The sequence below is a fragment of the Labilibaculum filiforme genome (assembly GCF_002843315.1).
GTDB lineage: Bacteria > Bacteroidota > Bacteroidia > Bacteroidales > Marinifilaceae > Labilibaculum > Labilibaculum filiforme.
This window is the reverse complement of the sequence record NZ_MVDD01000012.1, coordinates 13,265-39,263: the sequence shown is the minus strand read 5'-3', so window position 1 is coordinate 39,263 and position 25,999 is coordinate 13,265. Positions and strand designations below refer to the sequence as shown.

The following is a 25,999-nucleotide window of genomic DNA, read 5'->3' as shown; positions in this document are numbered from 1 at the left end:
ATTAAAACTTCGGACATTTAATTCTACCAATTTGTCTTCGTTTGCGAAGAGTTTTTTCCATAGATCCCGATGATCTACTTTTAAATCTCATTAGAAAAGATATCTCGTGAGCTCCGGTATTGGTATGTATTAATTTAGAAACCGTTTTATCGTAGCTATAAGACACTTGCCACCAATCGCGAATTATTCCCAATTGTAGGATTATTGCATCGTATTCCAACTCTAAATTATCTCTGTACCACATTCCATAAATTATCGATCCTTTTGAAAGGTACAATCCATAATTTAATTGTTTATTGGTTCCTTGTTGCTGAAATAAAAAGTTAGGTGCTAAACTATAAGCAGATCGCTGTAATCCATTTCGAAAAACCGGCACGTTAACTCCGCAATGCAAAGTAAACTTTCTAGGTAATTTTGAATAGTCACTTTCCTCCTTAAATGTTTCATCTGGTTCGGTTACATGGTGAGCTGCAAATCCAACAAACCAATTCTTATAGGAAGCAATCATTCCGGTTGAAAAATCAAAATAACTCCGGTTTAAGCGGTCAATTGCTCCCTCTCCAGTAAATGGATTGATTAACCCATTAATATAAAATTCATCTGTTTGGTCGGGATAAGTAAAATTAGTATCATCCAGTTTTCGCTCAATAAATGAAACCTGAAAGCCTGTTTTAATCGACAACTCTCGAGACACCCGAAGTGTGTATGCATACATTGCGCTTGCCGTTGTAGTACTAATTGTACCATCTCCCTGTTCATCCTGCATTATTTGCAATCCAAAACCACCACCAATTGCATTTACGTATTGATCGTAGGACACACTATAACTAATATATGCGGAGTTTAATTCGGGCCATTGATTTCTGTATCCAAGTGAAATTCTAGGGTCATAATCGGAACCTGCAAATGCTGGATTTAAATAAATTTTATTCGCGTAGAACTGAGAGAACTCTACATCCTGTGAAAACAGGTTTAAAGAATTCAATAATAGTATAAAAATGCTAACTATTTTCAGTCCGTTTCTCATTATCTAAATAAAGTTACTGTCCCGTGAGCTCGTTCTTTACCACCGTAAAAAATCATCCACACATAAACCCCAATTTCTGCATCTTCGCCTTTATAGGTTCCGTTCCATCCATCGTATTTCAATTCATTATTACTAACAACATCTCTTCGTAACTCGAATAACTGCTCTCCCCAACGAGAATAAATATACAATTCAAAATCAGTAACTACACCTTTAAAAACTGGATAAAAAATCTCATTTGGACCTTTTCCGTTAGGCGTAAATACATTTGGAACCACCATTTTGGGTTGTAATAATTTAACCGCAGCTGTTGATTGTGCAATACAACCATAACTGTTTGTTACCTGAATAGAATAATCTCCAGCTTGATCCACCTCAATACTTCTCCAATCGGAACCTGTACTCCAATAGTAAGAAGAGTAACCAGAGCCAGCATCTATTGTAACAGACTGACCTTTATAAAAACTCAAAGTATCAGCAGTCAAATTTATTTCCGGACTAGGATAAACCTCTACATGTAAAGTATCTATCCCCATTATTCCATATACATCCCAAACACTTACGATATAATCGCCTGTTTTGTTCACATTAATTGTTCTTGTTGTTTCTCCTGTACTCCAACTATATCTTTCCCAGTGTCCTGGATCCAACATAAGAGATGTACCTTGACAAATACCTGCACTTCCACCCAAATTTATGCTTGGGACTGGATTCACGGCTACTTTTACTTTTCCGTTTCCTCGACATCCATGTACATCAATTACATTTACCGCATATTCTCCATCGCGATTCACTTTTAAGAACTGTGAACTTTCCTGATTATTCCACTCATATTGCACATATCCACTTCCAGCATCAAGTAAAAGAGTCGTTCCCTCTGCAATTACAGTATCGCGTCCTAAATAAACTTCTGGATTATCATGAACAAATATTTTAATTTCATCAAGTCCTACACAACCAAACTCGTCTGTAGCTTTCAAAGTATAAGCGCCATCTTCGTACACATAAATTTCTTTTGTCTGTCCACCCGGAATCCATTCCGTTTGATAACCAACTGGTGCTTCGATGATCAACTCTTCTCCTTCACAAATATATAAATCCGGTCCCAAGTCCACTAGCGGAAGATCATGAACAGTTACACTCACAGAATCATAGCCAATACATCCATGCGAATCATGAACTTCAACAGAATATACTCCACTATTATAAGCCAATCTTGTCTGAGTTGTTATTCCATCATTCCATAAAAAACTTTCCCCATCACCTATATCTAATAGAACCGATTCCCCAAAACACATATCAATCTGACTTGGAAGAGGATTATTTGGTAAATGTATTATCTCCACATGTATGCTATCAGAAGCAAAACATCCATTTTCATTAATGATATTTAAAGTGTACCAACCTGTATCTCCAGCCTTAATTGAATAATTAGTTTCCCCTACTAATTGCGTTCCATCTTTATTCCATTGATACGAATATCCTGCTTGTATAGGACCTTCAATATGCGTAGAGTCTCCATAACAAACCAAATTAGATGAATAGGACAATTTAAAATTAAAAGACGGATAAAACTCTACATTGATACTATCTATTGCAGTACATCCGTTGGCATCAGTAAAATTAACAGAGTACGTTTTTGCTTCGGATACGGTAATTGTATGTGTTGTTTCACCAGTATTCCATAAATAACTACCAATTTGAACCCCAGCATCAAGAACGATCAAATCTTCATCACAATATGATTGATCAGCACCCAAATCTACTGTTGGATTTGCATGGATCGTAGCATTTGCATCATCTGTTGCAGTACATCCGTTGGCATCGGTTATTGTAACCGAGTAATTTCCGGAAGTTGCAACTGTTATAGTTTGTGTTGTTTCTCCGGTACTCCATACATAAGTAGCACCTGCATTTTCAGCATCAAATGTGATGCTGTTTCCTGCACAAGTTGATTGATCAATTCCTAAATCAACAAGAGGATTGGCATGAATCGTTGCATTTGCATCATCTGTTGCGCTACATCCGTTGGCGTCAGTGATGGTTACTGAATAGTTACCTGAAGTTGAAACAGAAATCGTCTGAGTAGTTGCTCCGGTACTCCATAAATAAGTCGCGCCAATATTTCCAGCATCAAATGTGATGCTGTTTCCTGCGCAAGTTGACTGATCAATTCCTAAATCTACTGTTGGATTCGCATGAATCGTAGCATTTGCATCGTCTGTAGCGGTACATCCATTTGCATCGGTTATTGTTACGCTGTAATTTCCTGAAGTGGTAACAGAGATTGTCTGAGTCGTTGCTCCTGTAGACCATAAATAAGTCGCTCCAATATTTCCAGCATCAAATGTAATTGTTCCACCAGCACAAACTTCCTGGTCTGCACCCAAATTTACTGTTGGATTCGCATGAATCGTAGCATTTACATCATCTGTTGCAGTACATCCGTTGGCATCGGTTATTGTAACCGAGTAATTTCCTGAAGTAGCAACTGTTATAGTTTGTGTTGTTGCTCCGGTACTCCATAAACAAGTCGCGCCAATATTTCCAGCATCAAAAGTGATGCTGTTTCCTGCGCAAGTTTCTTGATCAATTCCTAAATCAACAAGAGGATTTGCATGAATCGTAGCATTTGCATCATCTGTTGCGCTACATCCATTGGCATCGGTTATTGTAACCGAGTAATTTCCTGAAGTAGAAACAGAAATCGTCTGAGTCGTTGCTCCGGTACTCCATAAATAAGTCGCGCCAATATTTCCAGCATCAAAAGTAATCGTGCCACCTGCACAAGTTGATTGATCAATTCCTAAATCAACTACTGGATTGGCATGGATAGTAGCATTTGCATCATCTGTTGCGCTACATCCGTTGGCATCGGTAATAGTAACCGAGTAATTTCCTGAAGTAGCAACTGTTATAGTTTGTGTTGTTTCTCCGGTAGACCATAAATAAGTAGCACCTGTATTTCCTGCATCGAATGTGATGCTGTTTCCTGCACAAGTTGATTGATCAATTCCTAAATCAACAAGAGGATTTGCATGAATCGTAGCATTTGCATCATCTGTAGCGGTACATCCGTTTGCATCAGTTATGCTTACACTATAATTACCACTTGCTGAAACTGTGATAGTTTGTGTTGTTGCTCCAGTACTCCATAAATAAGTCGCGCCAATATTTCCAGCATCAAATGTGATTGTATTTCCGGCGCAAGTTTCTTGATCAATTCCTAAATCAACAAGAGGATTCGCATGAATCGTTGCATTTGCATCATCTGTTGCGCTACATCCGTTGGCATCGGTTATTGTAACCGAGTAATTTCCGGAAGTAGCAACTGTTATAGTTTGTGTTGTTTCTCCGGTACTCCATAAATAAGTAGCACCTACATTTTCTGCATCGAAAGTGATGCTGTTTCCTGCGCAAGTTGATTGATCAATTCCTAAATCAACAAGAGGATTTGCATGAATCGTAGCATTTGCATCATCTGTTGCAGTACATCCGTTGGCATCGGTAATAGTAACCGAGTAATTTCCTGAAGTAGCAACTGTTATAGTTTGTGTTGTTTCTCCGGTACTCCATAAATAAGTCGCGCCAATATTTCCAGCATCAAATGTGATTGTATTTCCGGCGCAAGTTTCTTGATCAATTCCTAAATCTACTGTTGGATTCGCATGAATCGTAGCATTTGCATCATCTGTTGCGGTACATCCGTTGGCATCGGTTATTGTAACCGAATAATTTCCTGAAGTAGCAACTGTTATAGTTTGTGTTGTTTCTCCGGTACTCCATAAATAAGTCGCGCCAATATTTCCAGCATCAAAAGTAATCGTGCCACCTGCACATATTTCCTGATCTGCACCCAAATTTACTGTTGGATTCGCATGAATCGTAGCATTTGCATCATCTGTTGCGGTACATCCGTTGGCATCGGTTATTGTAACCGAATAATTTCCTGAAGTAGCAACTGTTATAGTTTGTGTTGTTTCTCCGGTACTCCATAAATAAGTCGCGCCAATATTTCCAGCATCAAAAGTAATCGTGCCACCTGCACATATTTCCTGATCTGCACCCAAATTTACTGTTGGATTCGCATGAATCGTAGCATTTGCATCATCTGTTGCGGTACATCCGTTGGCATCGGTTATTGTAACCGAATAATTTCCTGAAGTAGCAACTGTTATAGTTTGTGTTGTTTCTCCGGTAGACCATAAATAAGTAGCACCTGCATTTCCTGCATCGAATGTGATGCTATTTCCGGCACAAGTTGATTGATCAATTCCTAAATCTACTATTGGATTCGCATGAATCGTAGCATTTGCATCATCTGTTGCGCTACATCCGTTTGCATCGGTTATTGTAACCGAGTAAGTTCCGGAAGTTGCAACTGTTATAGTTTGTGTTGTTTCTCCGGTACTCCATAAATAAGTCGCGCCAATATTTCCAGCATCAAAAGTGATGCTGTTTCCCGCGCAAGTTTCTTGATCAATTCCTAAATCTACTGTTGGATTCGCATGAATCATTGCATTTGCATCATCTGTTGCAGTACATCCGTTGGCATCAGTGATTGTTACTGAATAGTTACCGGAAGTTGCAACTGTTATAGTTTGTGTTGTTGCTCCGGTACTCCATAAATAAGTAGCACCTGCATTTCCTGCATCGAATGTGATGCTGTTTCCTGCACAAGTTGATTGATCAATTCCTAAATCAACAAGAGGATTTGCATGAATCGTAGCATTTACATCATCTGTTGCACTACATCCGTTTGCATCAGTGATGGTTACTGAATAGTTACCTGAAGTAGCAACTGTTATAGCTTGTGTTGTTTCTCCAGTAGACCATAAATAAGTTGAACCTACATTTCCGGCATCAAATGTAATTGTTCCACCAGCACAAACTTCCTGGTCTGCACCCAAATTTACTGTTGGATTCGCATGAATCGTAGCATTTGCATCATCTGTTGCGGTACATCCGTTGGCATCGGTTATTGTAACCGAGTAATTTCCTGAAGTAGCAACTGTTATAGTCTGAGTTGTTTCTCCGGTACTCCATAAATAAGTCGCGCCAATATTTCCTGCATCAAAAGTAATCGTGCCACCTGCACATATTTCCTGGTCAATTCCTAAATCAACAAGAGGATTTGCATGAATCGTTGCATTTGCATCACCTGTTGCAGTACAACCATTGGCGTCAGTGATGGTTACTGAATAGTTACCACTTACTGAAACTGTTATAGTTTGTGTTGTTTCTCCGGTACTCCATAAATAAGTAGCACCTGCATTTCCTGCATCGAAAGTAATTGTACCACCTGCACAAGTTTCCTGATCTGAACCCAGGTTTACGATTGGATTCGCATGAATTATTGCATTTGCATCATCTGTTGCGCTACATCCGTTGGCATCGGTAATAGTAACCAAATAGTTACCTGAAGTAGCAACTGTTATAGCTTGTGTTGTTTCTCCGGTACTCCATACATAAGTAGCACCTGCATTTTCAGCATCAAAAGTAATCGTGCCACCTGCACAAGTTTCTTGATCAATTCCTAAATCAACAACCGGATTTGCATGGATTGTTGCATCTGCGTCATCTGTTGCCGAACATCCGTTTGCATCAGTGATTGTTACGCTGTAATTTCCTGAAGTAGCAACTGTTATAGTTTGTGTTGTTTCTCCGGTAGACCATAAATAAGTAGCACCTGCATTTCCAGCATCGAATGTGATGCTATTTCCTGCACAAGTTGATTGATCAATTCCTAAATCAACAAGAGGATTTGCATGAATCGTTGCATTTGCATCATCCGTTGCAGTACATCCGTTGGCATCGGTTATTGTAACCGAGTAATTTCCGGAAGTAGCAACTGTTATAGTTTGTGTTGTTTCTCCAGTAGACCATAAATAAGTTGCACCTGCATTTCCTGCATCAAATGTAATTGTGCCACCTGCGCAAGTTTCTTGATCAATTCCTAAATCTACTGTTGGATTTGCATGAATCGTAGCATTTGCATCATCTGTTGCGATACATCCGTTGGCATCGGTTATTGTAACCGAGTAATTTCCGGAAATAGCAACTGTTATAGTTTGTGTTGTTTCTCCGGTACTCCATAAATAAGTAGAACCAGGATGTCCTGCATCAAACATGATATTATTTCCATTACACTCTTCCTGATCTGCACCCAAATCAACAATGGGGTTTGCATGAACGGTAATATCAATATCATCAGTTCCTGAACATCCATTTACATCAGTTACAGTAACCGAATAAGTTCCAGTTGTATTGACAATAATCGTCTGTGTTGTTTCTCCGGTATTCCACAAATAAGTAGCTCCAGCATTACCAGCATCGAAAGTAATTGTTCCACCAGCACATATTTCCTGATCTGCACCCAAATTTACTGTTGGATTTGCATGAATCGTAGCATTTGCATCATCTGTAGCGGTACATCCGTTGGCATCAGTTATTGCAACCGAGTAATTTCCTGAAGTAGCAACTGTTATAGTTTGTGTTGTTTCTCCAGTAGACCATAAATAAGTTGCACCTGCATTTCCTGCATCAAATGTAATTGTTCCACCTGCGCAAGTTTCTTGATCAATTCCTAAATCAACAACTGGATTTACATGAATCGTAGCATTTACATCATCTGTTGCGCTACATCCGTTGGCATCGGTTATTGTAACCGAGTAATTTCCTGAAGTAGCAACTGTTATAGTTTGTGTTGTTTCTCCGGTAGGCCATAAATAAGTAGCACCTGCATTTCCAGCATCAAAAGTAATCGTGCCACCTGCACAAGTTGATTGATCAATTCCTAAATCAACAAGAGGATTCACATGAATCGTTGCATTTGCATCATCTGTTGCAGTACATCCGTTGGCATCGGTTATTGTAACCGAGTAATTTCCTGAAGTAGCAACTGTTATAGTTTGTGTTGTTGCTCCTGTACTCCATAAATAAGTAGCACCTGCATTTCCAGCATCAAAAGTAATCGTGCCACCTGCGCAAGTTGATTGATCAATTCCTAAATCAACAAGAGGATTTGCATGAATCGTAGCATTTGCATCGTCTGTAGCGCTACATCCGTTGGCATCGGTTATTGTAACCGAGTAATTTCCTGAAGTAGCAACTGTTATAGTTTGTGTTGTTGCTCCGGTACTCCACAAGTAAGTAGCTCCTGTATTTCCAGCATCGAAAGTAATCGTGCCACCTGCGCAAGTTTCTTGATCAATTCCTAAATCAACAACCGGATTCGCATGGATCGTTGCATTTGCATCATCTGTTGCGCTACATCCGTTGGCGTCAGTGATTGTTACGCCGTAATTTCCTGAAGTAGCAACTGTTATAGTTTGTGTTGTTTCTCCGGTACTCCACAAGTAAGTAGCTCCTGTATTTCCAGCATCAAATGTGATGCTGTTTCCTGCACAAGTTTCTTGATCAATTCCTAAATCAACAACCGGATTCGCATGGATCGTTGCATTTGCATCGTCTGTAGCGGTACAACCATTTGCATCAGTGATGGTTACTGAATAGTTACCTGAAGTAGCAACTGTTATAGCTTGTGTTGTTTCTCCGGTACTCCATAAATAAGTCGCTCCAATATTTCCAGCATCAAATGTAATTGTTCCACCAGCACAAACTTCCTGGTCTGCACCCAAATTTACTGTTGGATTCGCATGAATCGTAGCATTTGCATCGTCTGTAGCGGTACATCCGTTGGCATCAGTGATTGTTACGCTGTAATTTCCTGAAGTAGCAACTGTTATAGTTTGTGTTGTTTCTCCAGTACTCCATAAATAAGTCGCGCCAATATTTCCAGCATCAAATGTGATGCTGTTTCCTGCGCAAATTTCTTGATCAATTCCTAAATCAACAACCGGATTCGCATGGATCGTAGCATTTGCATCATCTGTTGCGCTACATCCGTTGGCATCGGTAATTGTAACCGAGTAATTTCCTGAAGTAGAAACAGAAATCGTCTGAGTCGTTTCTCCGGTAGACCATAAATAAGTAGCACCTACATTTCCTGCATCGAAAGTAATTGTTCCACCTGCACAAGTTGATTGATCAATTCCTAAATCAACAACTGGATTTGCATGAATCGTAGCATTTGCATCGTCTGTAGCGGTACATCCGTTTGCATCGGTTATTGTAACCGAATAATTTCCTGAAGTAGCAACTGTTATAGTTTGTGTTGTTGCTCCGGTACTCCATAAATAAGTAGCACCTGTATTTCCTGCATCGAATGTGATGCTGTTTCCTGCGCAAATTTCTTGATCAATTCCTAAATCAACAAGAGGATTGGCATGAATCGTAGCATTTACATCATCTGTAGCGCTACATCCGTTGGCATCGGTCATTACAACTGAATAATTTCCGGAAGTAGTCACTAAAATCCCTTGAATTGTTTCTCCGGTACTCCATAAATAAGTAGAACCAGGATGTCCTGCATCAAACATGATATTATTTCCATTACACTCTTCCTGATCTGCACCCAAATCAACAATGGGGTTTGCATGAACGGTAATATCAATATCATCAGTTCCTGAACATCCATTTACATCAGTTACAGTAACCGAATAAGTTCCAGTTGTATTGACAATAATCGTCTGTGTTGTTTCTCCGGTATTCCACAAATAAGTACCTCCAGCATTACCAGCATCAAGTGTAATCGTATTTCCTTCACATATTTCCTGATCAATTCCCAAATTAACATTCAAATTACTATTGATATCAACCCGAACTGTATCTAATGCAGGCATTACACAAGGAATAATTGGTTGTGCACTTAACTCTAAATCAACGTATCCATTTAAAACATCAGCACTACCAGGGGTATAATTTGGATTTAGAATTCCAGTATTATCAAAACTTCCATCTCCAAAACTTCTCCACGTAAAGGAAGATTCATTTGTAACACCACCACTCAAACTAGCGGTACCCAACTCACAAATAGCAAGATCAGGACCAGCATCAGCAGTTACATGCTGAATTACCTCAACTGTAACGTCTAATGGTATCTCCGACAATTTATACATACTAATACCGTCTAATGCAAAAGCATTATTGGAACCACTTGTACTGACATTATTAATTTGAATATTTAAAGAATTTGATGTGTCAGAATAAACCAATCGTTGATACTTATCCCAATTACAAGGGGAATTCGTACTAAACCTTTCAATAACGACTCCATTTATCACTAACTCAAAATCGTCAAAACTATCACTCTTAAGATTGGTAATATTTAAAGCAAATACATAATAACTATCTGCATCAACATCAATATCCTGCTCCCAAACCGTGGTATTTACACCTCCTCCTTCAATCACCATCATCTGGTCTGATGAATTTCCTGTAACCCCTGAACAATCACTTTTATCGGAACCAAAATATTCAGTATTACTACTAACTGTATATTTACTTGAACGAGATCTACACCACCTAGCATATGAACAATAATAATAATCACTTTCAAAATTCGTTCTTCCTAGAGTAAAATCACCATTCTCGACTAATTCTAATGTTTCATCAACATAAAAGACCCGTAAATGATAGGTTGTTGTTGAATCGGGCGACACTACAACTCTCGACGAAAGTCCATCAACATCCCAATTAAATAAGAAGTCGTTTCCTGCATACAATTCAACCGATTCATCTCTACATATAATTGTATCATTTAAAGTAACATCGGGCACAGTACCTGTAGCGCTAATAATATTAACCATATCCATAGCAGAACAACCATTCCTATCATAAACACGAACAGCGTACAAACCAGGTTTGTCAACATCTAAATATCTATTTCTAGATCCATCATCCCAAACATAGAAATAATGACTTCCCGCATCCAATCGAATTACGTCTCCTGTATTCAATACCTGATCAGGTCCTAAATCAACCACCGGAGGTGGAACCAAGGTCACATTAATATCGTCGGTAGCATTACAACCATACGAATTAGTAACTGTAACAGAGTAGTTACCATCATTATACACAATAATCTCTTGGGTGTTTTCTCCCGTACTCCAAAGATAAGTAGCCCCCGAAATTCCGGCATTTAAAACCACCGGCTCCCCAGAACAAACAATACGGTCCGGCCCAAGATCGATGCTTAAATTTTCGTAAAAACCAACGTAAACCGTATCTGTAACAACACAATTAAAAGCATTAATTACCTCTACAGAATAAGTTCCTGCCGTTGACACTTCGATGGTTTGCGAAGTTTCACCAGTATTCCAAGAATAGCTAGAACCTGAATTTTGAGCATCTAAAATAACATTTCCACCATCACAAGAAGCCTGATTATCACCAAAACCAACAAATGGAATTGGATTCAAAGTCAAAGTTAAAAAATCAGAAACAGTTCCACATGGAGAATTAGAATTTGCGGTTGCAGTTAGTTGTACACTTCCATTAGCTACATCGTTACTTCCTGGAGTATAAGTAGAATTAATATTTGATGAATTAGAAAATGAACCATCACCTGAAGTTGACCACAAAAAACCGGTTTGATTGGAAACTACTGCACTTAAGTTAGCTACTTCATTTCCACATATTGCAATATCGGCACCTGCATCAACTATCGCAGGTTCAAGAACAGTAATAGTTCTACTGTCTGGAACTTCCACCAAAGGATTAAAAGAGATCCCATCTAAAGCATAATCGTTACCACTTCGAATTAAATTTTTATTTACAATTGATATTTTAATAGAAGTTTTTGTACCTGAATACCACAACGAATAAAATTCTTCCCAATTACAAGTTAAACCAGCACTTGGTTCAATATAATCTCCCATTAAAATACCATCAATCATAAATTCCAGTCTGGCTGGATTGGTTGGATGAACATTTGATGCCCAAGTTGAAAAAGCATAATATTGGTTTGGAACCACTGTTATTGTCTGACTCCAAACTACTACATTTTCGTCTGGAGCACCATTCACAATCAGCATTTTATCCGGACTGTTACCCGAATGTCCGTTACAAGATGAAAAGTTAGCATGATAAGCTTGCGGATTACTATCAACGGCATATCTTCCTTCCATCCATAAAGATTGTGTATTAGAATGACTTGCAGAAGAAAGAACAGGATCCGGACAATAAATATATTCACTATTAATACCTGTATTTCCAAAATCAAAATCACCATTGGTAATTAACTCTGTTCCTGTATCTGGAATAAAAACACGAAGATTATAAGTTGTTGTGACTACTGGAGAAACACTAATTTTAGGAGAAAGCTGACCAGTACTCCAATTGTACATGTAGGAACCAGATTGCGCCTCTAATACAACCGATTCGCCAACACAGATTGTTGTATCGTTTACAGGTCGTAGAATCTGCGACACTCCAGAATAAGAACTAATTCCAATAACAATCGTAACATAAATAAGCTGTAGAAATCTTTTCATATTTACTTCTTCATTAACCATTTATTCCAAATATTCGAAGTGTGGAATTTTGATGAAACAACACTTTTACTGTTTTAATTACGTAAATTTGCTGATTAAAGTTTGGTTTTTTTCATGTCATGACGCCCCCTTCATCAAAAAAATATACAACTGTCACATTATAAGTAAATTATCCACTTGTTTAAGTTTTATTAAAATTGAAACTAAATAAAATTCCATGATTGATGTATGCAATAAAAAATAGGAAGGATACCCTGTAAAAAAGAAATATTTACGAAATTGAAGGAGCTTAATTGCTAATTTAATTATGCAACACCAGGCTATGCAGAGAAAAGATAGACTACTCTCTAATAGATAATTAAAAAGGATTTAATAATAATTACAGCAACTATTAGACATAATTCTTTCCTAATAGCTTTAATACACTTTTTCAATATTAAAACTATATACTCAGTAGCTCCCTATCTTAATTAAATTCCATCAAGATTAGAAAAAAAGTAATCAATATTTAATTATTTCCCAGTCAAAAACCGATTTTAAATCTCCTCGAAAGTTTTGGCAGAATCCTCGCACAAATTTAGCAAGGTTTGTAATTCATTTTTGGTAAATGAACGATATTTCCCAATTTTTAAATGACCTAAAGAGATGTTCATAATTCGAAGCCTTTGCAAGCCTTTCACATTATAATCGAGGTATTCGCACATTCTACGAATTTGTCTATTTAAACCTTGGGTAAGTATTATTTTAAATGTAAAATCATCTACTTTCCACACTTTACATTTTTTAGTCACGGTATCTAAAACAGGAACACCATTGCCCATTTTTTTTATAAAATCGGAAGTTATTCGTTTATTAACACGAACCAAATATTCTTTTTCATGATTATTTCGTGAGCGCAAAATTTTATTCACGATGTCCCCATCATTGGTCAAAAAAATCAGACCTTCACTTGGTTTATCTAATCGTCCGATAGGAAAAATTCGCTCTGGATAATTAAGAAAGGTAATAATATTACCTTTGATATGGGTATCGGTAGTACAGGTAATCCCAATTGGTTTGTTAAATGCCAAATAGATATTTCCGACTTGCTTGGTAATAATTTGCCCTTTTACCTTGATGGTATCCTCACTTGATACCTTAACGCCTAAATCGGCGGTTGTTCCGTTTACCTTAACCCTTCCACTCTCAATTAGCTTATCAGCCTCTCTACGTGAACAATATCCTGTTTCGGCAATTGCCTTATTTAGTCGTTTTAATTCCATGTATAATCTACTTCACACTAGTTTAAACGCAAAACTAAAGGAATAAATCTAATATCCGCAATTTTCAGGTTATTCTTGCAAAAAGCGCTACCCCCTCAACCGCTTAAAAGTTTATTCTTTGACTATCGATAAACGGTTTGTTTCAACATGATAAAATAAAGGAGCAATGGTAATTTTCGGATATTTTACACGCAAGCGTTTCGCTTCCATCACAACAAATTCCATTGCATTTCCGATTTCAAACATCGGAGCAAAATTAGTGAAATGTTCTTCCGCTCTTTCAGTAGTCCAACCTGCAATGCCCACTAATCCGCGAATAAATTCATCTTTGCGAGAATGCAAATTAACCATCCCACAATTATCGTGACCAATCAATGCAATGTGCTTAACTTTACCAACCGAAATAGCATAAGAAACTTTAAACTCACTGTACCGTAAATTTGCTCCTCCAGAACGAATTATATACGAGAAATTTTCAGGTATTTTCAAATGTTTTCGATTATCCATGCACATACCAACCAAAAGTTGTGCTTCGGAATAAGTAGCATAGGGACGACCTAAATTATGGTATTCCAAAAGTAGACCAATTGGTGTATGTCGATATTCAGGTATAATATCCTCTATACAATTAATAGCTAATAGTTGATTCATGTTGATATTTCTTGCGCGTCTAAAACTCATTATTTTAGAACGGAGTGTTTTTAGAATGATTTTAAAGATAAACAAATGATTGCTCTGTACAAGAACAAAAAAGTATGAATAAATAATTTATAATGGAAAGATTCAGTAGAGCTATGCGTACAAACTTATAGTCAGCAATGTTTTCCATACCAGTTAAAATATAGAAGCTTCTGTTTCGCTGGTAAACAGCTCTAAAAATTTCATTCCTTTGCTCGAATTTCCTTTTTTATTTAATCTGGGACTCCAAACTGCGATACAATATTGATTGGGAAGTATAGCAACAATCCCTCCGCCAACTCCACTCTTTCCCGGTAATCCAACCTTAAAAGAAAATTCACCAGCTTCATCGTAAAATCCACACAATTGCATTACAGCATTAATTCTTTTCGATTTACTCGAGCTTAAATATCGTTCTTTTGTTATCGGATCGATTCCATACGAAGCTAAAAAAAGAAAAGTTCGCGCAAGTTCACGACAAGTCATTTCGATGGAACACAAATTAAAATAAAAGTCCAAAACCGTATTAATATCATTACGGATATTCCCAAGATCCTTCATTAAATTAATTAATGCCGCATTTCTATAGCTTGTCGATTTTTCGGATTCAGCAATACGCGAACAATATTCGAGTTTTGAATTACCCGATAGACTCCTAACAAAATTCAGAAATTCTTCCTTCGGATTTTCAAAATGATCCACTAAAACATCACAAACAACCAATGCGCCCGCATTAATAAAAGGGTTTCGAGGAATTCCCTGATCGTATTCTAATTGCACCAGCGAATTAAATGGTGTTCCCGAAGGTTCAACTCCTACTCTTTTCCACAAATCCTTATCTTCCAGGCGATATGCCATCACTAACGAAAGAACTTTTGAAATACTTTGAATGGAGAATTTCTCTTCCGAATCTCCCAAACTATAATTTTCATTAGTATTAGTAATTAAATGAACCCCAAACTTACTGGAGTCAACATTGCGAAGTTCGGGAATATAAGAAGCAGGACTCCCTGAATCTTTATATCCATCCATCTTTTTTAAAATCTCCGTAAATATCTTTTGGTAATCCATATAACTATATTTTAGATGGGTTTAAAGTTACATTTTGAACCGTAAAATCCTATTCTAATTAAAAAGAGATTCCTACCCTCTGCTCGCGCTTAAAAACTTTGACAAATGGTAAAAATGAACAGCAAGAAATCTCATATTATAAATAATTTAAAAGAATATAAGATCTCTTTCTCAGCAAATACGCGACATAGCTCAATACTCCTCTATTTTAAGCAATTACGAAACACAATATAAAAATACCAAAGGCGTTATATACCAAAATCATGAATAATCATTTTATCATTATGCAACAGAAGAAAATTAAAAAATACTTACCGGCGATACTTTTCTTGCTCCTATTTGCATCGAGCATAAAAGCTCAGGAGCAAAATAAATTTAAGCAAAAAACTGATTTTCAATTTACAGCAGGACTCAATAGAGGAATTAATATGGGAGCTAGTCTTGTTCTTCATGAGCTTTCTACAGAATTCCCCTTTGACATTCGCTTTGGAGTAGGATATACATGGCTAAATCCTGGAAGTTCGGCCGATGCTCGCAGAATTTTCATTAATAATGCAACCAATGGTGTGCCTGAAGAAAAAGGGCACAGTATAGATGCTCGTATTGATTTTCTAAAACCAATGACACTAATGGGGAATACTTCCTCGTACTGGTTTATTGGTCCGCGCTACTCTAAATTCCGAGGTAATTTTAAATATGTGGGAGGTAATGAAGATTTCGATGTTACTAGCCCACAATTTGGATTTGGTGGTGGTTTTGAAAGCCATTATAAAATTTCCGATGGCCTTAAATTAATTATTATTGGTGGATTAGACTATTACTTACCTGCAAAACTTCAAGGTCACGATACATCCTATTATCCCGATAATGACAATGTTAATGCAAGAACTAATAACGAAACGGATACCAATTTTAGATATAAAGATGCAGATAAAGCTGTCGATCAGCCTAAATTTATGCCTCGTTTTTTAGTTGGAATTCAATTGGATTTATAAATAGGAGAAAACTCCCTAATTATATTCTATTTCGTTTAATCTTACGCAACAACTCATCTTTCTTAAAAGGCTTTGCGATGTAATCATTACACCCAACATCCAAAGCCTTTTGTTTTTCATCCCCTATGGCAAAAGCTGTTTGGGCAATAATAGGAATTTCATTCTTAAATTCGCGAATTATTTTCACAGCATCATATCCGTTTAATACCGGCATTTTAATATCCATCAGAATCAAATCTATATTTAAACTATTTCTACAAATATCTACAGCTTCCTTCCCATTTGTGGCTCTCACAAAATTAATACCTGCATCTGTCAATATTCTCGAAATATATTGGAAATTATATTCTTCATCTTCGGCAACAAGCACATATCCAGGGCTTACCTCCCATTCAATATCTTCCTTTTGCTCTTCAGTAATTTCTTGAACAACAAAATCACAAGGGATTGTAAAAAAGAATTTAGAACCAATTCCCAATTTAGATTCTACCCAAATATCTCCTCCCAATAAATCTAAATTCCCCTTACAAATGGATAAACCTAGACCTGCACCACCAATAGTTTTAGTTGTTTCAATCTCGGCCCTATGAAAACGATCAAAAATTTTATCTTGATATTCGGGAGCAATACCTATTCCCGAATCCTTTACAAAAAATAACAATTGATTCTCCTTTATCTCGCAACCAAACTCAATCGCTCCTTTTAGTGTATACTTTATCGCATTATCAATCAAATTATCAATCACTTGTATTAGTTTAACCTGATCGGTAAAAACGATATGATTCGCACTAGCAAGCGTATTATTTAATTCAAGAGAAAAGCCATCCCTTAGCATAGTTCCATGTGCAGAATAAATTTGCTCCATAAAATCATTCAGGTGAAACTGGGTCTTATTTATGGTCACATTTCCTGAATCTATTAATGAAATATCCAATACATCGTTCACTACGATCAGCAATTGATCCGAACTTTTAGTAATAATGTCGAGGTACATTTCCTTTTGTTCCTTTGTTAAACCATTCTCTTTCAAAAGTCCTGCAAAACCAACTATCCCATTCATTGGGGTTCTAATTTCATGCGATATATTCTGCAAAAAAGCAGTTTTTAAGGAATCACTCTCTTTAGCTTTTTTTTCTGCATCCCGAATTTTTAGCAAATGCTTTTTTAGTAAAATGTAAAACAAAAAACCGGTTACTAAAACATAAAACCAACCTTTATAGGTTTGTATTTCTGTCATATATACGGGATCCGAGATTATTTTTATCAATAATCTATCCGAGAAAGAAATCCATAATCCTCCTACTAACAAATAGGATATCAGAATTTTATGCTCGAATTTAATCTTTACCATATATTTTTCTTCTGTATATTCGAAAAACTTATTTTAAGTAGCCAATAAACTAAAGATAAACTTTTAACCCGAAAAACCAATATCTCCAAAAGGAATTAATAATTTGTCCTGTTAGTTAACTTCTCGGTCATTCCTACCCACCACAGTAAAGTTTTTGTATAATGTGTTGCCATGATTATCCACTAAGCTAAGAACATGCTCCCCCTCATCGGGACTTAACTCCTTTTGATGAAGAAAAACAGTTGTTCCTATAAAATCTCCATCGAGGTGCCAAAACACTTCCGCCTCTGGATCGTGATGTGCCATCTCAAAAACAACCCTTCCACGAGTTCCATCCATATCGATGGGAACAAAAATCTGATCGTTTCCTCGTGGATAAATCAACTCCATCACTTCCTGATTCTGAACACCAGAACAATCATCCCGAAAGGGAGGCAAAGGGCGATATAAGGCATTCCTTTTTTTATAATACCATTCCATCGCCGGAGGCAAAACGAACCAGTTTACATGTTGCATATTGCTCACTTTCTCGCACTTAGAATTTACCTGATACCTCTTACTGGCATCTAAGTGTACCAATCGGTGATACGGACAAGAATTAGTCTCCAATCCTGTTTTACAAACCCACATGGTATCAATAGTCTCGCACCAACGGCCAGCTCTGTAACCACTTTGTCTGCAAACCGGAATCTCCTCCATTTCTTCAAAAGGAATATCAAACCAATAACCCGATGGAAGTAAATTAAACACATCGAACATGACAGGAGCTGCTGCACTTACACCCGTTAAGCCTGGACGACCTTCGCCATCGGCATTTCCCACCCAAACTCCAACTACATAGTTAGGTGTTGTTCCGATAGCCCAAGCATCCCGAAAACCAAAACTGGTGCCTGTTTTCCAAGCCACTTTACGGGTTGAAGAAAAAGATTTCCATCCATTCTCATCATCCGGTCTAGTTACTTCGAGCAAGGCATCGAAAGTTTGATAGATTGAAGCTGCACTTAATCTTGAATGAAATTCTTTTTTCCCAAGTTGCACAGAGTCTTTCAATCGATAAAAAGGCTCTCGTATATCCGTTGAAAAATAAGCTTTATTGAACTGATTGTAGTGCGTTAAACTTCTTGCCAAACCTGAATAAATTCCGCATAAATCCCATAAAGAACCTTCTGCACCTCCTAATATTAATGATAATCCATAATGCCCAGATGAATGATTTAGAGTAGTCATCCCCAACTTACTCATTAGATGATGAAAGCGTTCCACTCCGTAATCGCGAAGCATACGAACTGCTGGTACATTTAAAGAGCGTGACAATGCAACTTGAGCCGGAACAGCACCATCGTATCGAAGATTAAAATTCTTCGGCGAATAGCCTGCTATCTGCGTAGGGATATCGGGAATGAGAGTATTTGGCAAAATTTCGCCAGAATTTAGCATGCCTGCAAACAAAAATGGTTTTAAAACACTGCCGGTACTACGTGCTGCTCGAATCACATCTACCTGATTTCCATGATTATCAACAGTAAGACTTGCAGTATTTCCAACATAGGCGATACTTTGACCTGTTTCCACCTCTAAAACCAAAACAGCCATATTATGAATTTGATTGGCCTCGAAATTTTGCTGATATTTTCGAACCAACTCATTAACTTGTAATTGGAGCCGATAATTTAGCGAACTCGTAATGCGTTCCCCTGCATACTCCAAATTTGCTTGATCCAATAAATGAGGAGCCAGCATGGGTAGAGAATGAATTTTAGAAGGTATCTCCTCCAACTTTGCCAGTTTACAAGTTAAGGAGTCAATAATTTCTTTTCTCCACAATCTATCTAATAACCGATTTCGTTTATCTCGAAGTTGATTCGTATTTCTTCCCGGATAAATTAAAGCTGGAGCATTTGGCAACACAGCTAAAGTAGTTGCTTCCGCCCATGATAAATCCTCGGCATTTCGCGCAAAAAAACGCCACGAAGCGGCTTCCAACCCAACCACATTTCCACCAAAAGGAGCATGAGAAGCATACAAAGCGAGTATTTCTTTTTTAGAATATCCCAACTCCAAACGAATTGATTTTATGATCTCAATTAATTTCTGATAAATGTTGCGACTCTTTCCTTTTCGGGAAATACGAATTAACTGCATGCTAAGCGTACTTCCTCCACTCACCACATGACCAGCTTTTAAATTTTGAATTAAAGCTCTTCCCATAGAAATTGGATTTACTCCGGGATGAGAATAAAAATACTGATCCTCGAAAGCTAAGAGAGATTTTTCAAATTTTTCCGGCACCTGCTTCGATTCTGGGAATCGCCATTGTCCATCATTTGCAATTCGTGCACCAAGTAACTTTCCTTCTCTACTGTAAAGAATAGTTGAGGTAGGATCGTGAAACAATTTTGATGGCAAACAAAACCAAAAAACAATACCCAACAGCAAAAATGCCAACATAAAAATGTGGCATTTTTTAGATTGGCAATATTTTGATTTGGGTATTTTCATTTACTAAAAGAAAGCTTCCTTTTTGAATCTATTGTTTTCCAATTAAAAAAACGCTGTCAGGTCTTTCAGACTCTGACAGGTTAAAAAATGTAACGCTATTTCACAACCTCAACCCATTCACCAGGCTTGCGGGCATGAATACGATCATCGTACATGGCTTCACAATTTACGGTTGGAAGATAATATTTTCCTACGTAGGCAGCATTCATAGTCATCGAAAAAGTTTTACTTCTATTTCGCTCTAAATCAAAATAGGTATACACCCGATCGTCACGAATATCCTGATAAGTTGGTGCATCTGATTTTTCCAATTCATCAACATCTCCAAAGCGAGTATTCACAATTTCCCATCCCGAAGGAAATATCTGCGTTAAAGCCATTTGCTCATAATTGTCCATCACACCCGGATTTTCAATACGAACTTCTACTTTAAAGTCTGTTCCCTGTTGCAAGCTCTTCACATCCATTGAATTTCCCTGCATATCTTTGTAGGTAATCCTCATTTTCAGATTTTCTTCTGCCGAAGTCTGATCTCCTGTTGCAGGAATACCGCTTATACTTACCCGTGCATAAAGAACTCCATCGGATAGATTATTAACTTTCACACTAGGTTTCCCGGTTTTTAAATCCAAAGGAATTTGAATAATTGGGTTGGTACTTTGTAATTCCTGCTTTGCACCACCATTTAAGGAGTAGGAAACACTCAATTTCTTTGTATCTCCACGACCAGCAAACTCAGCCATTCCAATCAAGCAAAATGCTGTTGTTTGCGTACTCATCCAAGAATTACTTGATAATTCTGCTGATAATTTCTGCACCAAAGGAAAAGCCTCTGTTTTTTTATTTAACAAACTTAAAGTCTCCAAAATCATTGCTCTATCACGAGTATCAGAACCAAAAGATCCGGAATGTTCCCGATAAGCTTCCACTTCGGTTCCCAGATTTTCGATTAAATTTTCGGCAACTCCTGTTTGTCCAATTAAACGATAAGCCGCAGCCAATCTCCATTTCGCAGCTGCTGAAAGTTTTGTTTGTTCTCTCATTCTATTCATGGAAGCCAAATCAGGAGCTTCTGCTTCGGCAAGAGTAAACAATCGATAAGCCTGCAATAAATCGTGACGAGAATAGTAAACACCACCACGATAGGAAGCATTCTCCCAACTTTTAGCCACCGACTTTTGATATCGTAACCAGGCAGCCTTTAAACCCATTGGTAAAGTATAGCCCATTTCTTCGGCCTTCAGCATAAAATGTCCGGCATAACTAGTTCCCCAATCACTTTCATAATCTCCTCCTGGCCAATAACTAAACCCACCATTTGGCATTTGAAAACTCAATAATCGATTTAAACCAGCCTGAACATTTTTAGAAATCCGGGCTTTTTGTTCGGCATTCAAACTCACTACTTTATCTAAATACAACTGAGGAAAAACAGATGAAGTTGTTTGTTCAATACATCCGTGAGGATATCCAATGAGGTACTCTAAACGACGGCCAAAATCGATTGGTGGCATTTTAGACAATTCCAAAATTCCTTTATTGGTACCGTCCATTCCTGGCAGATTTAATACATTCGCCCAGCTTTCACCTGCTTTTAGTAAGGTGTCGCTTACATTTACAACACGTGGATTGGGATTACGTACGTCCAGTTCTATATCGTAAGAAGTTTTTACACTTCCACTTTCGGCAAAAACTTTTACTTTGGCAATACCCAATTTTGAAGCCACTTTTAAATCAAAATTAACGATCTGTTCTCCCGTTTTTTCAAAAGCAATACTTTTTTCAAGACCGCTCTTACTTATCAGAAACTCATTTGGTTCAATTCTAACTTTTACATTCTTAATTTTGGGATCCATTGCAAAAACTGTAACCGGCAATTTCACCAATTCGGTTGGACCAAGCACTCTTGGCAAAGTTGCTAATATCATTAATGGTTTGCGAACCTGACAAGTTTTTTCTGCTGCGCCATATGCTCCATTATCGCCTGCAACAACCATAGTACGAACCGATCCAACGTAATTTGGCATGGTAATTTTATGCGATTTACTATCGCCAGCATGTAATGTAAACGGTCCGTAAAACATTACCACAGGTTTAAACCGATTGGCTTTGGCTTGCTTCTTTTCGCCTAAATCTTCATCCCCTCCAATGGCAAACGCTTTTTCTAATCTAGCACCAAATGCTCCCATCACAAAATCGTACATGTCCCAAGTTTTCACACCTAAAGCCTCGCGAGCATAAAACGTATTCCAAGGATTTGGAGTCGTAAAACGAGTCAAATCAAGCAAACCATCATCAACCACGGCCAAAGTATAGGTCATTGCTTTCCCTGTTTTCTCAGAAACTTTCACTTCGAATTCTTTTTCGGGCTCTAAAACATCCGACATTTTAATTTCCGGATTTAATCGAGTATTTGGATCTTCAACCAAAATTGGAATCACTCCATACATTCGAATTGGTAAATCATTCTCGGTTTGAGCATGAGCTTGCACCAAGCTAACGCTAACATATGCGTTTGGTGCCATTTCTGGAGTAATCTCAAAAGAAAATTCAGACTCTTTCGACTCTGTATCTACCCAAAAAGCCTGCAAAACTTTTGCTCCCGTTTCTATACTTACCAATGCTTTTCCTGATTTTGACGAAGGAATTGTTACTTTGGCCTTTTCGCCAACCTGATATTTATCCTTATCAGAAGTAAAAGAAAGCATGCTTGCATTGCCAGGCATTCCTTCGGGCGTGCGACCATACCATTTCGAAAAATAGGCAGTTTCCCCTGTTGAATGTCCACTTACGGGATCGCTTACGCGGATTAAATAACGTCCGTAATCATGCCAGTCGTTGTATTCTATATTGAGCTTAAATTTTGCTTTTCCTTGCTTGGTACTTACTTTTTTATGAGATACTATTCTTGTAGAAGAACGACTAATATAGGAAGCTAAATTTTCCTCGCCAGCATCCCACCACCATCGCCAATCAATCTTATAAACCTTAACATCAAGATCTGTTCGATCAACAGGTGCACCGTTCGAATTTACAGTAGCAATTTGAATTTCATGATCTGTATCGGTCAGGTACCAACCTCTCTCCGATTCGGGCATTTGAATTCCTACAAATGATGGATAAGGAGCAAACTTTACTCGTTGCATATCGATACTAAAATCACCACCTTCTTCAAATACACGAGTGATAAAATTGGCATTCAGCATTCCTGGAGCCGATTTATTACCTTGTAAATCCAAGTTCACAACTGCTTTTCCCTCCTGATCTACTTTTCCATCAAAAATAACTTGCTCGTCGGCATAAAATTCTTTCGAAGGATCATCAAAAGTATAACGAGGATATTTATCGAAGGAAGTTTTTGTAGGAGTTAAGCGCAAACTAATATTTGATTTTAAATCGCGGGCAATAGCTCCATGAAGCCATTTCACTTCCAAATTGGCCTTTTGATTTGCCGAAGAAGATTTTAAAACCTCAGATTCAAAATCCAGCTTAATTTTTAGACGATTTGGCTTAACAGTTTCAATTTTAATCGCTTTTGTAAAAGTTGCACCACCTACTTTTATTCTGGCAGTCCAGCTTCCTGTTGGAGCTTCGGCATCCGTTGCTGTTGTAAATGAGTAAAAACCATTGGTTCCTCCAGTACTTACCTTGTGCGAAACGGTTTGTCCTTGAGGATTAATCAATTCAAACACTACCGGATGATTATCTGGTAATATATCATTAGAATCTTCTAAAACAAAGGTTAAATAAAGATTATCTCCTGGACGCCAAACCCCACGTTCGCCATACAAATATCCTTTTATTCCTTTTTGAACCACTTGTCCGCCAATATCAAAATTACTAAGCGAAAGGGCCGAACCATCATCCAAACGTAAATAGCCACGTTGCTTTCCTTTTTTTGCCACCAAAAGGAACGGCTGTCTATCTAATTGTACTTTAGCCAATCCATTTTTATCGGTTTTACTTCTAGCCATTAACTGTTTTTGGTAGTTGTACACTTCCAATTCTACTGAATTTTCCGGCTCTGCAGTAATTAAATTCGAAACAGCAAAAGTTATTGATTTATCGTTTCCTCCTTTGGCAATAATCCCCAAATCGGAAGCAAAAATATTTCGACTCTCAAAGCGTTCTCCGTTATAGTAGGATACGTGACAAGGATTCTCTTCCTCTCTCCACGTATATCCGGCAGGATAATAGTAGGACTCATACCATCCTGGTTGATCCCAATCTTCCATTTCGTTCTCGAATTGCTCTTGAGCAACTATATCGTCCAAATTATTTAAAGCAATATCCGTTTCCTGCTCTGTTCCGCAGGCATACAATGCATATTCTTTTTTAAAACGCAATTCAAGTCGATAAATCGATCCGGGTTTTACATCAATATAGTTTGCAATATCCAAAGTATAAGCGTTCCATTTTCGCAAATCAACGGCACGATTGGTTCCTAAATCAATTCGTTTTTGCAATACCAAACGAGCTACTCTTTTGATATTATCGGACTCTCCCATTCGATTATCCTGCAAAAACTGATGCACATTATTTTCGAATATCTCAACAACTCTCAAATCAACAGCTTTTAAGCTAACGGCTTCAAATGGCAAAATCAATCCTTGCGATGAAGGAGAAATAACGCCCTTTCCAATTAAACGAACCGCTGGTTTAATATCTTCAAAAGTAATTTCCATTTTAGAGCTTTTCGTCAAAGCATATTCCATTACATTCTGAATTCCTTCTTCAAATCTTACCGTTTTAGTTCCTGATAAACGGTAAGCCGGATAAACCTGCACCTCATTTCCTTCTACAATAAACTTCAAGTTAGTAAGTCCGTCGATACGAATTAAACCATCCAGTTTCTGATTCTTATTTAAAGGATCGGAAAAACGGACAGAAAGATACTGCTCTGGCTGTTGAAATACCTGAACACTCATTACCTTGAAAACATTTAAAGCAGGAATCTCAATTTCCAAATCTCCTTTTTCATCCATTCCAATGGATCGTCCATTCCATTCCAATTCTAGTTCTCCGCTCTCCTCTTCTCTTTTTAAGCTATCCACTACAAAATAATGCTGTTTTCCATCTGCAGCATGTATCCATTCAATATTTTTTTTCTTCGAATTCATTGTTGCAGTCAAAACCGACTCAATCTCATCATCAACAATTACATCGGCAGTAGTAATATATCCTTTGTATTTTTGATAAAGCATATTTGTTTTATCGTAAGATTGCAAGCCCTCTCCAGTAAGTGCAAAATTTTGCTCTATGGTTTGAAAGTTGAAGCTTAGCTCGGCATATTCCGCAGGCACTTTCATCAATTTTGACAGCTTCACATTCACCTTATAATCTTTTCCCGATTCTAATCTGGTCTCTGGTCGAAATTCGATACAACGAGGATCTTTCCAATAAGCTTTTCCTTTTACCGAAGGCGTAATACTAACAATTCCAGCTTCCAATTCCTGTCCCGGAACTATTTCCTGATCGTAATCATTCACTAACCTTACTTGAATGACTGTACCAGCTGAGACCACACCAGAAGTAAATGCGGAAATGTATTGCCCAAAACCGGGATCAACTTGTTGTTTTGCACTCTTATTATTTTTACAGGAAAAGCTTGCCAGGATAACTATCGCCAGCGAAATTAGGAGGTAGAATTTCTTTTTCATTTTGTGAATTGTACGATTTTATTAACTCAGCATAATATTAAGGATAAGAAATGATTAATC

General features: G+C 37.6%; 9 protein-coding genes. 1 reads left to right on the top strand and 8 read right to left on the bottom strand.

Annotation, left to right across the window (positions count from 1 at the left end):
• Position 1 precedes the first annotated feature (1 nt).
• The 5 genes from BZG02_RS14935 to BZG02_RS14915 all read right to left on the bottom strand — a co-directional run bounded on the left by BZG02_RS14935 (position 2) and on the right by BZG02_RS14915 (position 15,434).
• Positions 2-1,027, bottom strand: coding sequence for a PorP/SprF family type IX secretion system membrane protein (locus BZG02_RS14935; protein WP_101262248.1), 1,026 nt, complete (start codon positions 1,025-1,027; stop codon positions 2-4).
• Complete coding sequence (locus tag BZG02_RS14930; RefSeq protein WP_143470488.1) at positions 1,027-12,423, bottom strand: T9SS type B sorting domain-containing protein; 11,397 nt, start codon at positions 12,421-12,423, stop codon at positions 1,027-1,029. Before BZG02_RS14930 ends, BZG02_RS14935 begins: the two co-directional genes overlap by 1 nt.
• A gap of 536 nt (positions 12,424-12,959) precedes the next feature.
• The gene (gene rluF, locus BZG02_RS14925) at positions 12,960-13,685 is read right to left on the bottom strand and encodes a 23S rRNA pseudouridine(2604) synthase RluF (protein ID WP_101262246.1); all 726 of its coding nucleotides are present in this window, start codon (positions 13,683-13,685) and stop codon (positions 12,960-12,962) included.
• 111 nt (positions 13,686-13,796) lie between these two features.
• Complete coding sequence (locus BZG02_RS14920; RefSeq protein WP_101262245.1) at positions 13,797-14,336, bottom strand: carbonic anhydrase; 540 nt, start codon at positions 14,334-14,336, stop codon at positions 13,797-13,799.
• Between the two features lie 183 nt (positions 14,337-14,519).
• Complete coding sequence (locus BZG02_RS14915) at positions 14,520-15,434, bottom strand: glutaminase (RefSeq protein ID WP_101262244.1); 915 nt, start codon at positions 15,432-15,434, stop codon at positions 14,520-14,522.
• Positions 15,435-15,697: 263 nt separating this feature from the next.
• Here BZG02_RS14915 and BZG02_RS14910 point away from each other — a divergent pair, with 263 nt between their 5' ends.
• On the top strand, positions 15,698-16,429 hold the full coding sequence (locus BZG02_RS14910) for a hypothetical protein (RefSeq protein WP_101262243.1): 732 nt from the start codon (positions 15,698-15,700) through the stop codon (positions 16,427-16,429).
• Positions 16,430-16,448: 19 nt separating this feature from the next.
• Here BZG02_RS14910 and BZG02_RS14905 read toward each other — a convergent pair whose 3' ends face one another.
• The 3 genes from BZG02_RS14905 to BZG02_RS14895 all read right to left on the bottom strand — a co-directional run bounded on the left by BZG02_RS14905 (position 16,449) and on the right by BZG02_RS14895 (position 25,939).
• Positions 16,449-17,780 carry a hybrid sensor histidine kinase/response regulator gene (locus BZG02_RS14905; RefSeq protein WP_101262242.1) on the bottom strand — a complete coding sequence of 444 codons (1,332 nt, stop codon included), beginning with the start codon at positions 17,778-17,780 and terminating at the stop codon, positions 16,449-16,451.
• A 111-nt stretch (positions 17,781-17,891) separates the two neighbouring features.
• Positions 17,892-20,228 (bottom strand): penicillin-binding protein 1C, encoded by a 2,337-nt coding sequence (gene pbpC / locus BZG02_RS14900; RefSeq protein ID WP_218972251.1) that lies wholly within the window; start codon positions 20,226-20,228, stop codon positions 17,892-17,894.
• A gap of 146 nt (positions 20,229-20,374) precedes the next feature.
• Positions 20,375-25,939, bottom strand: coding sequence for an alpha-2-macroglobulin family protein (locus BZG02_RS14895; RefSeq protein WP_101262240.1), 5,565 nt, complete (start codon positions 25,937-25,939; stop codon positions 20,375-20,377).
• Positions 25,940-25,999: the final 60 nt, after the last annotated feature.

Bases quoted from the DNA above. Each gene is read 5' to 3' on its own strand.
- BZG02_RS14935 (WP_101262248.1), bottom strand. From the start codon at position 1,027: ATGAGAAACGGACTGAAAATAGTTAGCATTTTTATACTATTATTGAAT.
- BZG02_RS14930 (WP_143470488.1), bottom strand. From the start codon at position 12,423: ATGAAAAGATTTCTACAGCTTATTTATGTTACGATTGTTATTGGAATT.
- rluF (WP_101262246.1), bottom strand. From the start codon at position 13,685: ATGGAATTAAAACGACTAAATAAGGCAATTGCCGAAACAGGATATTGT.
- BZG02_RS14920 (WP_101262245.1), bottom strand. From the start codon at position 14,336: ATGAATCAACTATTAGCTATTAATTGTATAGAGGATATTATACCTGAA.
- BZG02_RS14915 (WP_101262244.1), bottom strand. From the start codon at position 15,434: ATGGATTACCAAAAGATATTTACGGAGATTTTAAAAAAGATGGATGGA.
- BZG02_RS14910 (WP_101262243.1), top strand. From the start codon at position 15,698: ATGAATAATCATTTTATCATTATGCAACAGAAGAAAATTAAAAAATAC.
- BZG02_RS14905 (WP_101262242.1), bottom strand. From the start codon at position 17,780: ATGGTAAAGATTAAATTCGAGCATAAAATTCTGATATCCTATTTGTTA.
- pbpC (WP_218972251.1), bottom strand. From the start codon at position 20,228: ATGTTGGCATTTTTGCTGTTGGGTATTGTTTTTTGGTTTTGTTTGCCA.
- BZG02_RS14895 (WP_101262240.1), bottom strand. From the start codon at position 25,939: ATGAAAAAGAAATTCTACCTCCTAATTTCGCTGGCGATAGTTATCCTG.